This window comes from Streptomyces echinoruber (genome assembly GCF_014651135.1).
In the GTDB taxonomy this organism is placed as follows: domain Bacteria; phylum Actinomycetota; class Actinomycetes; order Streptomycetales; family Streptomycetaceae; genus Streptomyces; species Streptomyces echinoruber.
Genome location: NZ_BMWH01000012.1, coordinates 78,429 through 91,401, shown reverse-complemented (window position 1 = coordinate 91,401; position 12,973 = coordinate 78,429). Strand labels below are relative to the sequence as shown.

Sequence of the window (12,973 nt, the reverse complement as noted above, 5' to 3'; positions counted from 1 at the left end):
GACGGGCGGGGCGCGGCGCTCAGCGGGCGAGCGCCGACCGACGCCTCGTCAGGAACGCGCGTTCGGCCGGATTCTCGGTGAGCGCGAGGGCGGCGTCGTAGGCCCGTACGGCCTCCGCGTCGCGCCCCAGGCGCCGCAGCAGGTCGGCCCGGACGGCGTGGAAGACCCGGTGGCCGTCGAGGCGGAGGGCGTCGACGAGGTCGAGGGCCTGCCGCGGGCCCTCCGTCCCGGCCACGGCGACGGCCCGGTTCAGGGCCACGACCGGGCTCGGGGCCACGGCCATGAGCTGGTCGTACAGCTGCCGGATCTGGCGCCGGTCCGTGGCGTCCGCGGTGGGCGCGTCGCTGTGGACGGCCTGGATGGCGGCCTGGATCTGGTACGGCCCGGCCGGTTGCGGCGCAGGCAGCGGCGGACGAGTGTTTGCCCCTCGGCGACGAGGTCGCCGTTCCAGCGGGTCCGGTCCTGCTCGGGCAGCGGCACCAGCTCGCCCCGGTCGTCCTCCCGGGCCGCCCGGCGGGACTCGACGAGGAGCATCAGCGCGAGCAGGCCGGTGGCCTCGGGCTCGTCCGGCATGAGTTCGGTCAGGAGGCGGCCGAGGCGGACGGTCTCCGCGCACAGCTCCGGGGACCCCTCGTATCCCTGATTGAAGATCAGGTAGACGACGGCCGGCACACCGGTGAGCCGGTCGGGCAGGTCCGCGTCGCACGGCACCCGGTACGGGATGCCCGCGTCGCGGATCCTCGCCTTGGCCCGCACCAGCCGCTGGGCCATCGTCGGCTCGGGCACCAGGAAGGCGCGGGCGATCCGGTCCGTGCCGAGCCCGCCGAGCAGCCGCAGGGTCAGGGCGACGCGCGCCGGGAGCGCCAGGGCGGGATGGCAGCAGGTGAAGATGAGGCGGAGCCGGTCGTCCTGCACGGGGCCCTCCTCGGGCGGCGGGTCGGGGGCGTGGAGCAGGGCGGCCTCGGCGTGCCGGGCCCGGCGGGCCGACTCGCGGCGCAGCCGGTCGATCGCCCGGTTCCGCGCGGTGGTGATGATCCAGCCGGCCGGACTGGGCGGCACGCCGGTCTCCGGCCGGCGCCGCACGGCGGTGGCGAAGGCGTCCTGGACCGCCTCCTCGGCGAGGTCGATGCCGCCGAGGAGGCGGACCAGGACGGCGACCGCGCGGCCGTACTCCGCGCGGAAGACGGCCTCGACGTCGGCGGTCATCCGTCCGCTTCGCCCAGGAAGGGCCGTACCTCGACGGGCAGGGTCGTCGCCAGGGCCGCCTTGCGGCCCCAGGTGAGGGCGGCGTCCAGGTCGGGTGCCTTGATGAGGCAGATGCCGCCCAGCACCTCCTTGCCCTCGGCGTACGGGCCGTCGGTGACGAGCACGTCCTTGCCGCGGGGCCGCAGCACCGTGGCGGACTCCGGGCCGTGCAGTCCTCCGGCGAACACCCAGGCGCCGGCCTCGCGGAGTTCCCGGTGGAAGGCGTCCAGTTTTCCGCCGATCTCCTCGAGCACCTCGGGGGCGGGCGGCTCCCCGACCGGCTGCACCACGCTCAGCAGGTAGTACTTCATGGCGGTCTCCTCGGCCTCGCGGGTTCCTGTCACCTCCTACACGAACAGCACACCTCCCTGTCGACACCCGGTCCCACCCGGCCGCGGGACTTTTCCGGCCGGCCGGGCCGGGGGCTGCGGTGCGGTCGGCCACGCAGCGGCAAAAGCGGTCGCCTCCCCGTGCGGCGCGGCACCACAATGGGACAGCAACACGCTTACGCACTGGGGGAGTTGGTCGACAGGCAGGTGGCAGCCGCAGCGGGCCTCCGCCGTGATCACCACGGACCGGGGGCACTATGATCAGAGCCCTAACAACCATTCGACCGGCCCGACGGTGGGTGCCGGTCGGGGTCGCCAATGCCAGGGTCCGCTCCCCGGGCTGCGGTGATCTTCCTATCCAGGAGGACCCCTCCGCATGTTCCGACGCATGGGGAACGCTGTCGTCCGACATCCCGTCTGGACGATCGTGGCATGGCTGATCGCGGCGGTGGCCATCGTCGCCACCGCGCCGAGCCTGCCCTCGAACAGCGACGAGAGCAGTTTCCTGCCCAAGAGTTACGAATCCATCAAGGCGGCACAGCTTCAGCAGAAGGCGTTCCCCAGCGCCTTCACCCCGTCCGCGATCGCGCTGTACCGGCGCACCGACGGCGGCCGGCTGACCGCCGCCGACCGCAAGGACGTCGCCCGGATCACCGCCGAGCTGGGCGAGAAGCACATCGACCAGGTGCAGAAGGTCGTCCCCGGCCCGCCGTCCCAGGACGGCAGGTACGCCCTGACCCTGGTCCAGATGGACAGCAAGAACGCCGGCCAGCCCAAACAGGCCGACGCGGCCAAGGTGCTGCGCGAGGACGTCAAGAAACTGGCCCGCGGCACGCACCTCGACGTCAAGCTCGGCGGCTCCGCCGCCCAGGCCCTCGACCAGCAGGACTCGTCCCAGCGCGGCGACGCGCTGATCGGCATCGGCACCTTCGTCATCATCCTGGTGACACTGCTGATCATCTTCCGGGCGCCGATCCTGGCCGTGCTGCCCCTGGTCCTGATCGGCCTGGTGGCCGCCGTCGCCAACGGGCTGATCGCCTACGCCACGCAACTGTTCGGCCTGCAGGCCAACAGTTCCATCTCGTCGATCCTGATCGTCGTGCTCTTCGGCGTGGGCACCGACTACTTCCTGTTCCTGATGTTCCGCTACCGCGAGTGCCTGCGCGCCGGGGACGAGGCCAAGCAGGCCATGGTCAACGCGGTCGGCCGGGTGGGCGAGGCCATCGCGTCGGCCGCCGGAGCGGTCATCATCGCCTTCCTCGCGCTGGTGCTCTCCACGCTCGGCTTCCTCAAGCAGATGGGCCCGGCGCTCGCCATCGCGGTCGCCGCCACCCTGGTCGCGGGTCTGACCCTGATCCCGGCCGTGGTCTCGCTCATCGGGCCGAAGGTCTTCTGGCCCTCCAAGTCCTGGCAGCGGGAGCCGGACAACGCCCGGTTCGCCGCCCTCGGCCGCGGTGTGCGCCGCCGGCCGGCGCTGGTCGCCGCCGTGTCCGGCCTGGTCCTGGTCGCGCTGTCGCTCGGCATGTTCGGCTACAACGCCACGTTCGACCTGGCCTCGGGCTCCATGCCCAAGACCAAGGAGTCCATGGTCGTCCAGGACGAGATGCAGAAGGCGTACTCGGCGGGTGCCGCCGCGCCCACCGACGTCTACCTGTCCAGCACCGACGGCAGGCCGCTGGACCGGTCCGCCTTCGACGCGTACGCGAGGAAACTCGGTGCCGTGGACGGGGTCGCCGGCGCCCGCATGACGCAGGTGAGCAAGGACGGCACCACCGCCGACTTCACCGTGACGCTCAAGTACGAGGCGTCGACGGACAAGGCGATCGACACGGTCGGCGAGGTGCGCGACATCGCGCACGCCGCCGCCCCCGACGGCACCAAGGCCCTCGTCGGCGGCCTGTCCTCGATCTACAAGGACATCGACACGGCGGTCAGCCACGACTACCGGACGGTCTTCCCCGTCGCCGCCGCCCTGATCATGGTCATCCTGGGGCTGCTGCTGCGCAGCGTGGTCGCCCCCTGGTACCTGATCGCCTCCGTGGGTCTCGGCTTCGGCGCCACCCTCGGCGCCACCGTCTGGATCTTCCAGGAGGGGCAGGGACACTCGGGCCTGATGTTCATGCTCCCGGTGATCATGTACCTGTTCGTGGTCGCCATCGGCACCGACTACAACATCCTCATGATCGCCCGGCTGCGCGAGGAGGCCCGCGAGGGCCGCGAGCCGCGCGAGGCGGCCGGCATGGCGCTGCGGCACGCCGGGCCGACCGTGGCCGCGGCGGGCTTCATCCTGGCGGCGACGTTCGCCACGATGATGCTGGCGGGCAACTCGCTGCTGACGGAGATGGGTTTCGCCGTCTCCTTCGGCATCGTGATCGCGGCCTTCGTCATGGCGATGTTCTTCACCCCGAGCCTGACCGCGCTGATCGGCCACGCGGCGTGGTGGCCCGGACACGGCGACCGGGCGGAGGGCGCACCGGCCGGCGCGGCCGCCGCGTCCCCCGGCTCCGGGCCCGCCACGGGTGAGGAGCGGGACGACCTCGCGCCCGGCCCGTCGGGACACCGCGGCTAGCCGCACGGCACACCCCGGCGGCACTGACCGGCACGGGCCGGCACGGGAGCCCGCCCGTGGGTGGAGGGGACCGCACCGTCGGTCCTCCGCTCCCGTGCCCCTCCTTGGGCCGGGCAGTGCCGCGCGGGGTCAGCCGAGGGCTGCGAGGAGGTCGCCGCACGCCCGCTCGCACGAACGGCAGGCCTCGGCGCACAGGCGGCAGTGGTCGTGCCGGTCGGCGTGGGAGGCGCACTCGTCGCCGCACACCCCGCACGCCGTGGCGCACGCCTGGAGGATCGCGCGGGTGACGTGGACGTCGTAGCCGGTGTGGCGGGACAGGACGGCGGCGGTGGCGTTGCAGATGTCGGCGCAGTCCATGTCGGTGCGGATGCACTTGGTGAGCTCGCCGACCATCCCTTCCGACAGGCAGGCGTCCGCGCACGCCGTACACGCCTGGGCGCAGGCGGCGCACTCCTCGATGCAGCGGGTGAGCCGGTCGCGGTCGACGGCGCCGAGGTCGGCCGGGTAGGTGGCGAGCATGTCCCTGACGCTGCTGGTCATGGTGGTGTCTCCCTTGGTCGGTCGCCGGAGGCGGCACACCGGGCCGGTCGGGGCCGGTCGCCTCCGCACGTGCCGACTCACCAGGTACGGCCGGGGCAAACGGCCTCGGCCGGCCCGCGGGCGGACACCGTCTCTGATGGCCGGGGCCCGGCGGTCGCTCCTCCTCGCGGCCCGCCCGGCGTGCCGCACCGGGGCCGGCCGGGTGCGAAGGGCCGCGATGCCGCTGCCGGTTCCGGTGCCGGTGCCGGTCGGCGGCGTCGCGGCCTTCCGCGGCGTCCGGAGCCCGGGGGCGGGCGTGGCGTCAGGCGCCGACGTACTCCGCGAGGTGCCGGCCGGTGAGGGTGGAGCGGGCGGCGACGAGGTCGGCGGGGGTGCCCTCGAAGACGATCCGGCCGCCGTCGTGGCCGGCGCCGGGACCGAGGTCGATGATCCAGTCGGCGTGCGCCATGACCGCCTGGTGGTGCTCGACGACGATGACCGACTTGCCGGAGTCGACGAGCCGGTCCAGCAGGCCGAGCAACTGCTCGACGTCGGCGAGGTGGAGGCCGGTGGTCGGCTCGTCCAGGACGTAGACGCCGCCCTTCTCCGCCATGTGGGTGGCCAGCTTGAGCCGCTGCCGCTCGCCGCCGGAGAGTGTGGTGAGCGGCTGGCCGAGGGTGAGGTAGCCGAGCCCGACGTCGGCCAGCCGCCGCAGGATCCGCTGGGCCGCCGGCGTGCGCGCCTCGCCGGCGCCGAAGAACTCCTCGGCCTCGGTCACCGGCATCGCGAGCACCTCGCCGATGTCGCGGCCGCCGAGGCGGTACTCCAGCACCGATGCCTGGAACCGCCTGCCCTCGCACTCCTCGCAGGTGGTGGCGACGCCGGCCATCATCGCCAGGTCGGTGTAGACGACGCCGGCGCCGTTGCACGTGGGGCAGGCGCCCTCGGAGTTGGGGCTGAACAGCGCCGGCTTGACGCCGTTGGCCTTCGCGAACGCCTTGCGGATCGGGTCGAGCAGGCCGGTGTACGTCGCCGGGTTGCTCCGCCTGGAGCCGCGGATCGGGGTCTGGTCGACGGACACCACCCCCGCCCCGGCTGGGATCGAGCCGTGCACCAGCGAGCTCTTGCCGGAGCCGGCGACGCCGGTGACGACGACCAGCACGCCGAGCGGGATGTCGACGTCGACGTTGCGCAGATTGTGCGCCGTCGCGCCGCGGATCGGCAGCGTCCCGGTGGGCTTGCGCACCGTCTCCTTCAGGCGGGCCCGGTCGTTAAGGTGACGGCCGGTGAGGGTGCCGGCGGCCCGCAGCCCCTCGACGGTGCCCTCGTAGCAGACGGTGCCGCCGGCCGTGCCGGCGCCGGGGCCGAGGTCGACGACGTGGTCGGCGATCGCGATGGTCTCGGGCTCGTGCTCCACGACGAGCACCGTGTTGCCCTTGTCCCGCAGCCGCAGCAGCAGTTCGTTCATCCGCTGGATGTCGTGGGGGTGCAGGCCCGTGGTCGGCTCGTCGAAGACGTAGGTGACGTCGGTGAGGGGGGAGCCGAGGTGGCGGACCATCTTGACGCGCTGCGCCTCGCCGCCGGACAGCGTGCCCGACGGCCGGTCGAGCGAGAGGTAGCCGAGGCCGATCTCCACGAACGAGTCGAGGGTGTGCCGCAGCTTGGCCAGCAGCGGCGCCACCGACGGCTCGTCCAGGTCGCGCACCCAGGCGGCCAGGTCGCTGATCTGCATCGCGCAGGCGTCGGCGATGCTGATGCCCCTGATCTTCGACGATCTGGCCGCCTCGGTGAGCCGGGTGCCGTCGCAGCCGGGGCAGACGGTGAAGGTGACCGCCCGGTCCACGAACGCCCGGACGTGCGGTTGCAGCGCCTCCCGGTCCTTGGACAGCATCGACTTCCTGAGCCGGGGGATCAGGCCCTCGTACGTCAGGTTGATGCCGTCCACCTTGATCTTGGTCGGTTCCTTGTACAGCAGGTCGTGGAGTTCGGCCTCCGTGTACGCGCGGATCGGCTTGTCCGGGTCGAAGAAGCCGCAGCCGGTGAAGATCCGGCCGTACCAGCCGTCCCTGCTGTAGCCGGGGATCGTGAGCGCGCCCTCGTTGAGCGACTTGGAGTCGTCGTACAGCTGGGACAGGTCGATGTCGGAGACCCGGCCCGTGCCCTCGCAGCGCGGGCACATGCCGCCGGTGATGCTGAAGTCGCGCCGCTCCTTCACGGTCTTCCCGCCGCGCTCGAAGGTGACCGCGCCCGCTCCGCTGATGGAGGCGACGTTGAAGGAGAACGCCTTCGGCGAGCCGATGTGCGGCTGTCCGAGCCGGCTGAAGAGGATGCGCAGCATGGCGTTGGCGTCGGTGGCGGTGCCGACGGTGGAGCGGGGGTCGGCGCCCATCCGCTGCTGGTCGACGACGATCGCGGTCGTCAGCCCTTCCAGCACGTCGACCTCGGGCCGGGCCAGGGCCGGCATGAAGCCCTGCACGAAGGCGCTGTACGTCTCGTTGATCAGCCGCTGCGACTCCGCGGCGATCGTGTCGAACACCAGCGAGCTCTTGCCGGATCCGGAGACACCGGTGAACACCGTCAGCCGGCGCTTGGGGATCTCGACGCTGACGTCCTTGAGGTTGTTCTCGCGCGCGCCGAGCACGCGGATCAGGTCATGGCTGTCGGCAACGTGCGGCGCGGACGACCGCGTGTCCGTCCTCGTGGCCATGCTCATCGTGTCTCCATTCCCCGGGCGGGGCCGCCCGCGCGCTCCCCGCCCGCCTCGCCTCGCTGTGTCCGGCCGGCCCGCGGCGTCCGCCGCCGTGCCGCCCCGCCCCGGCCCGCGGAGGCCGCGAACCCCGGGCGCGCGGCAGGCCCGGCCGGGGCGCCGGAGCAGTCACGCTAGCCGCGGCTCGGGGGGCCGCGCTTCTCGATTACTGACCGGCCTCGCTCACCATGTCACGGACGGCCCGTACCGACGGCCCGTTTCACGGGCGGGCCGTGGTCGCGGACGGCGCTCAGCGCGCAGGAGGAAGAAGGAGAGAAGAAGGAGAACCGGACCGCTCGTGAGGCGAACCGGGCCCGCCGACCCGCCAGTTGGCCGGGCGGGCGCGCGGCGGCAGGCCCGGGAAGACCTACGGGACGAAGCCTGCGGGGCGAGAGGAAAGGCTGCGGAGCGGGCCGATGCCCGCGGTCCGCCCGGTCAACCGGCAGGCCGGGCCGCCGGGTGGCCCGTGGTCAGGCGCCGAGTTTCCCGACCGCGTCGTCGAGGGCCCGCGCGAGGGTGCGCACGTCGTGGTCCGCCGGCGTCGGGGTGCCCAGCCGGTCGACGAGTTCGGCCTTGGTGATGAGCACCGGCGCCCCCGCGTGGTGGTCCTGGGTGCGCGCGGCCGACTCGACCACCCGTGCGCCGCCCTCCAGAAGGATCAGCGCCGCGTCGTCGTCCCGGGACTTCAGCAGCTCCCGTACGTGGCTTTCCTCGATCACGTCTCGGCCTTTCGGTCGGGTCCGGTTTGCGGGCTCCGGGTGCCCAGGGCGGGCGGGAGTCAACCGGCCGGTCCGGCGGCCCCGGCGCCGAGGGCGCGGTGCCCGCGGGTCCGAGCGGGCGTTCGCGACCGCCGCATTGACAGTACGCCGTCATGTCGGTGTCATGAGTGGGAGCGCTCCCATTCCCGTCTTCCACGCTCCCCACCACCCCCACCCCCCACAGGAGGCGCACATGCCCACCGTTCCCCCGCGCTTATCGCGCAGACTCTGGACCGCCGTCGTCGCCACCGTCGCGCTCGCCCTGTCGCTCCTCGTCGCGATGCCCGCCCACGGTGCGGCGGCCGGGTGCCGGGTCGACTACACCGTCAACGAGTGGACCGGCGGCTACACCGCCCAGGTGCGGGTCACCAACCTCGGCCCCGCCCTCAGCGGCTGGCGGCTGACGTGGACGTACGGCGGCGACCAGCACGTCACCTCCGCGTGGAACGCGACCGTCACCCAGACCGGCCACACGGTCACCGCCGTCAACACGGACTGGAACGGCGCGCTGGCCGACGGCGGCAGCGCCGACTTCGGCGTGCAGGGCACCTGGCAGTCGGCCGACCCGGCACCCACCGACTTCGCCCTCAACGGCGTCTCCTGCGGCGGCGACACCACCCCGCCCCCGACCACGCCGCCCGGCACCCCGCCCACCACTCCCCCGCCCGCGAGCTGCGGCAACGCCGTGATCTGCGCCGGCTTCGAGAACCAGAGCGGCCCGGCGCCGAGCGGCGACTGGCGGTTCACCGCACCCGACTGCCAGGGCACGGGCACGGTCGCCGTCGACACGGCGGTCGCGCACAGCGGCACGAAGTCGCTGCGCGTCGACGGGCGGGCCGGCTACTGCAACCACGCCTTCGTGGCGAACACCTCGGACCTGTCGTCGGTCGGCCCGGTGCTGTACGTCCGCCTGTGGGTGCGGCACACCACCGCGCTGCCGGCCTCGCACGTCGCCTTCGTGTCGATGCCGGACGCCTCGCAGGGCGGCCGGGCGCTGCGGATCGGCGGCCAGAACGGCGCGCTGCAGTGGAACCGGGAGAGCGACGACGCCACGCTGCCCGCGCAGAGCCCGGCGGGGGTGGCGCTGAGCAGGCCGCTGCCGACGGGCGGCTGGCAGTGCCTGCGGTTCGCGATCGACACCTCGGCTCCCCGTCTCGACACCTGGCTCGGTGACGAGCAAGTGCCGGGCCTGCACGCCGACGGCGTGCCGACGCAGGACGTCGACCAGCAGTGGCTCTCCCGCACCACTGCGCCCCGGCCGACCGCCCTGCGGCTGGGCTGGGAGAGCTACGCGACCGGCGACGACACCCTGTGGTTCGACGACGTCGCCGTCGGCTCCTCCCCGATCGGCTGCTGACGCCGCGGCCGCCCCGGCGCACGGGACGGTGCCGGTGACGGACGGGCGGGCTTCGGGTGCCGTCCGGCAGCCGGCACCCGAAGCCCGCGGCGACGCGCCGGGCGCACACGTCCACGGCGCCCGGTCGCACACGTCCACGGCACCCGGTGGCGGGCGGGCCCGGAAGCGGCCGGCGCGGCGGCGCCCGGTACTCTGGCGCGGTGACCGGCTCGGACGCTTCCGTCTCCTTCCGTCTCGCCTACGTGCCCGGGGTGATCCCCGCCAAGTGGGTACGGGTGTGGGGCGAGCGGCTGCCCGACGTACCCCTGACCCTCGTCCCCGCACCGGCCGCCGACGTGTGCGACGTGCTGCGCGCGAGCGGGGCCGACGCGGGCCTCGTACGGCTGCCGGTGGACCGCACGTTCTTCAGCGCCATCCCCCTGTACACCGAGACGACGGTCGTGGTGGTGCCCAAGGACCACCTGCTGACCGTGGCCGACGAGGTGCGGCTCGAGGACCTGGCCGACGAGACCGTGCTGCATCCCCTGGACGACGTCCTCGGCTGGGACCGGCCGCCCGGGGAGCCCGCCTTCGAGCGGCCGGCCACGACGGCCGACGCCGTGGAGCTCGTGGCCGCCGGCATCGGTGTCCTGGTCGTGCCGCAGTCGCTGGCCCGGCTGCACCACCGCCGCGACCTCACCTACCGGCCGGTCGTGGACGCCCCGCAGTCCGACGTCGCCCTGGCCTGGCCGCAGGAGGCGACCACGGATCTGGTGGAGGAGTTCATCGGGATCGTCCGCGGGCGGACCGTGAACAGCACCCGGGGGCGCCCGAGGCCCCAGGCGCAGACGCAGGCGCAGGAGAAGCGGCCGGACGCCGCCTCCGCCGCGCGCGGGGCCGCGGCGGGACGGGCCGGCCGGGGCGCGGGCGGGAGGCAGCGCGGCGGTGCCGCGGGTTCCGGCCGGGGCCGCGGTGCCGGAGGGTCCGGGCGGGGCCGCGGCGCCGGGCGGGCTCGACCGCGCCGCCGCTCGTAGCGCCGCGCGGGTGCACCCGCCCCGGTTGGGGGGGAACTCCGGATCGCGACGGGCAGGGAAGCGGCTCCGGTGCGCGCCGCGGGCGGCCGGGTCCTTTCTGGCTCCCCGCTACCGGGCGGCCGGGCGGCACCCGGACCGCCTGAGGGCCGACCGCCGAGGGGAGGGAGAACACGCGGGCCGGACCCGGTGAGCCGCGGCGCTCCGGCCGCCGGCTCCCGTGACACGCCGCCGGATGGCCGATCCCGCCGGAATGTCCGGTATGCCCGCTTACCGTGCACGTATGATGAAACGTCATTTCGCCTGTGTGGCATCCGCCGCGGTTCTCGCGGCGACCGCTGTCGGCGCCGCGGCGCCGATGAACATGCCGACGCTGCACGTCGTGCGCTCGGGACAGTCGATCCAGAAGGCGGTGAACGCCGCGAAGCCGGGGGACACCGTGCTGGTGACCGCCGGGACATACCACGAGAGCGTCAAGGTGACCACGTCCGGGCTGACGCTGCGCGGCGCGGGATCGGCCACCGTGATCCGGCCCGGCACGCAGAAGGCCTCGGACAACTGCGCGCCGCACGGCAGCGGCATCTGCCTGGTGGGCACGGAGAACCACCCCGTGCGGAACGTCACCGTCACCGGCCTGAAGGTGACCGGCTTCTCGCGCGCCGGCCTGTTCGCCACGGACACCGACCGGCTGACGGTGCGGAAGGTGACCGCCGTCCGGAACGGGCTGTGGGGCATCGCCGAGGAGCGCTCGGTGCGCACGCGGCTGCGGCAGAACACCGCCCGGGACAACGGCGACGCGGGCCTGTTCCTCGCCAACACGATCACCACCGAGCAGGGCGCCACCGACACCGCCGGCACGCTGGTCGAGGGCAACCGCCTGGAGGGCAACCGGATCGGCGTCACCGTGCGGCGCCTGCGCAACCTCGCCGTCACCCGCAACACCGTCAGCGGCAACTGCGCGGGCGTGTTCGTCGTCGGCGACGAGAACAAGCCGCGGGCCGGTGCGCTGAGCGTCCGCGACAACATCGTCACCTCGAACAACAAGTACTGCCCGAAGACTGCCCGGCTGCCCTTCCTCCAGGGCTCCGGCATCGTCCTGACCGGTACCGAGAACACCCTGGTGGCCGGCAACACCGTCACCGGCAACACCGGCAGGTCCCCGCTGTCGGGCGGCATCGTGCTGTTCAAGAGCTTCGTGGGGGCCGCCAGTGAGCGGAACCGGGTCACCGGCAACGCGCTGCGCGGCAACTCCCCGGCGGACCTGGTCAACCAGGAGGAGACCCGCCGGAACAACACCTTCGAGGCCAACTCCTGCCGGACCTCCCGGCCCGCCGGGCTGTGCTGAGGCCGCGGCCGGAAAGGCCGGAAAGGAAGGATGGCGGCACATGACGACCGTTCCCTCTGCCCCTCCGCCCTCCATGCGGCTGCGGGAGCTCGCGTTCGGCGCGGCGTGCGCCGCCGCCCTGCGCGCCGCCGCCCGCCTCGGGGTCGCCGACGCGCTCGGTGACACGCCGATGTCCGCCGAGGACCTCGCGGCGGCGGTGAAGGCCGAGCCGAAGCCGCTGCGGCGGCTGCTGCGCGCCCTGTCCTGCTACGGCGTCTTCGCCGAGCGGGAGGACGGCGCGTTCGCGCACACCGACCTGTCCCGGCTGCTGCGCGAGGACGACCCGCACAGCCTGCGCGCCATCACCCTGTGGTGCACCGAGCCGTGGACCTGGGACGCCTGGCCGCTGCTGGACGAGGCGGTGCGCACCGGGCGCAACGTGGTGCAGGACTTGTACGGCAAGGAGTTCTTCACCTACCTCAACGAGGACGCGCCCGAGTCGGCGGACGTCTTCAACCGGGCCATGACGACCTCCAGCCGGCAGTCCGCGCAGGACGTCGCCGACCTCCTCGATCTGTCGGGGGCCTCCTCGGTGGCCGACATCGGCGGCGGCCAGGGGCACGTGGTGGCAAGTCTGCTGGAGAAGTACCCGGCGATGCGCGGCACCCTGCTGGACCTGCCGCGGGTCGTGGACAACGCCGACCCGCGGCTGCGGGAGGGCGGCGCGCTCGCCGACCGGGTGCGGATCGTGCCCGCCGACTGCCGCGAGACCGTCCCGGTGAAGGCGGACGTCTACGTCATCAAGAACATCCTGGAGTGGGACGACGACAGCACCGCCCGGTGCCTGCGCAACGTCATCGCGGCGGGCGGTCCGGGCACCCGGGTCGTGGTCATCGAGAACCTGGTGGACGACACGCCGTCGATGCGGTTCAGCACGGCCATGGACCTGCTGCTGCTGCTGAACGTCGGCGGGGCCAAGCACACCACCGACAGCATGGTGGAGCGGCTGACCGCCGCGGGCCTGGTCATCGACGCCATCCGTCCGGTCAACCCCTACCTGCACGCGTTCGACTGCACCGTCCCCGGGTGATCCGGGGCGCCGTCCGACGACGTGGC

9 protein-coding genes and 1 pseudogene are annotated in these 12,973 nt (G+C 73.6%); 5 read left to right on the top strand and 5 right to left on the bottom strand.

What is annotated here, in order from left to right; genetic code table 11:
• Positions 1-19: 19 nt before the first annotated feature.
• Both IE225_RS16060 and IE225_RS16055 read right to left on the bottom strand, forming a co-directional pair.
• Positions 20-1,206, bottom strand: a pseudogene (locus tag IE225_RS16060) (RNA polymerase sigma factor).
• Complete coding sequence (locus IE225_RS16055; RefSeq protein ID WP_190058255.1) at positions 1,203-1,556, bottom strand: YciI family protein; 354 nt, start codon at positions 1,554-1,556, stop codon at positions 1,203-1,205. Before IE225_RS16055 ends, IE225_RS16060 begins: the two are co-directional and overlap by 4 nt.
• A 394-nt stretch (positions 1,557-1,950) precedes the next feature.
• Here IE225_RS16055 and IE225_RS16050 point away from each other — a divergent pair, with 394 nt between their 5' ends.
• On the top strand, positions 1,951-4,143 hold the full coding sequence (locus IE225_RS16050; protein WP_190058195.1) for an MMPL family transporter: 2,193 nt from the start codon (positions 1,951-1,953) through the stop codon (positions 4,141-4,143).
• 129 nt (positions 4,144-4,272) lie between these two features.
• On the opposite strand, the gene IE225_RS16045 is transcribed toward IE225_RS16050, so the two are convergent.
• The 3 genes from IE225_RS16045 to IE225_RS16035 form a co-directional block, all read right to left on the bottom strand.
• Positions 4,273-4,683, bottom strand: a complete 411-nt coding sequence (locus IE225_RS16045; RefSeq protein ID WP_190058194.1) for a four-helix bundle copper-binding protein — start codon at positions 4,681-4,683, stop codon at positions 4,273-4,275.
• A gap of 301 nt (positions 4,684-4,984) precedes the next feature.
• Positions 4,985-7,375 (bottom strand): ATP-binding cassette domain-containing protein, encoded by a 2,391-nt coding sequence (locus IE225_RS16040; protein ID WP_190058193.1) that lies wholly within the window; start codon positions 7,373-7,375, stop codon positions 4,985-4,987.
• A 503-nt stretch (positions 7,376-7,878) separates the two neighbouring features.
• Positions 7,879-8,127: a hypothetical protein gene (locus IE225_RS16035; protein ID WP_190058192.1), complete on the bottom strand. Its 249-nt coding sequence runs from the start codon at positions 8,125-8,127 to the stop codon at positions 7,879-7,881.
• A 232-nt stretch (positions 8,128-8,359) separates the two neighbouring features.
• Here IE225_RS16035 and IE225_RS16030 point away from each other — a divergent pair, with 232 nt between their 5' ends.
• The 4 genes from IE225_RS16030 to IE225_RS16015 all read left to right on the top strand — a co-directional run bounded on the left by IE225_RS16030 (position 8,360) and on the right by IE225_RS16015 (position 12,947).
• A complete protein-coding gene (locus tag IE225_RS16030; RefSeq protein WP_190058191.1) occupies positions 8,360-9,523 on the top strand; it encodes a cellulose-binding domain-containing protein in 1,164 nt (387 codons plus the stop codon).
• A 200-nt stretch (positions 9,524-9,723) separates the two neighbouring features.
• On the top strand, positions 9,724-10,536 hold the full coding sequence (locus IE225_RS16025; protein WP_190058190.1) for a LysR family substrate-binding domain-containing protein: 813 nt from the start codon (positions 9,724-9,726) through the stop codon (positions 10,534-10,536).
• Positions 10,537-10,816: 280 nt separating this feature from the next.
• The gene (locus IE225_RS16020) at positions 10,817-11,878 is read left to right on the top strand and encodes a right-handed parallel beta-helix repeat-containing protein (protein ID WP_190058189.1); all 1,062 of its coding nucleotides are present in this window, start codon (positions 10,817-10,819) and stop codon (positions 11,876-11,878) included.
• Positions 11,879-11,918: 40 nt separating this feature from the next.
• Positions 11,919-12,947 (top strand): methyltransferase, encoded by a 1,029-nt coding sequence (locus IE225_RS16015; protein WP_190058188.1) that lies wholly within the window; start codon positions 11,919-11,921, stop codon positions 12,945-12,947.
• Positions 12,948-12,973 lie beyond the last annotated feature (26 nt).

Bases quoted from the DNA above. Each gene is read 5' to 3' on its own strand.
- IE225_RS16055 (WP_190058255.1), bottom strand. From the start codon at position 1,556: ATGAAGTACTACCTGCTGAGCGTGGTGCAGCCGGTCGGGGAGCCGCCC.
- IE225_RS16050 (WP_190058195.1), top strand. From the start codon at position 1,951: ATGTTCCGACGCATGGGGAACGCTGTCGTCCGACATCCCGTCTGGACG.
- IE225_RS16045 (WP_190058194.1), bottom strand. From the start codon at position 4,683: ATGACCAGCAGCGTCAGGGACATGCTCGCCACCTACCCGGCCGACCTC.
- IE225_RS16040 (WP_190058193.1), bottom strand. From the start codon at position 7,375: ATGAGCATGGCCACGAGGACGGACACGCGGTCGTCCGCGCCGCACGTT.
- IE225_RS16030 (WP_190058191.1), top strand. From the start codon at position 8,360: ATGCCCACCGTTCCCCCGCGCTTATCGCGCAGACTCTGGACCGCCGTC.
- IE225_RS16020 (WP_190058189.1), top strand. From the start codon at position 10,817: ATGATGAAACGTCATTTCGCCTGTGTGGCATCCGCCGCGGTTCTCGCG.
- IE225_RS16015 (WP_190058188.1), top strand. From the start codon at position 11,919: ATGACGACCGTTCCCTCTGCCCCTCCGCCCTCCATGCGGCTGCGGGAG.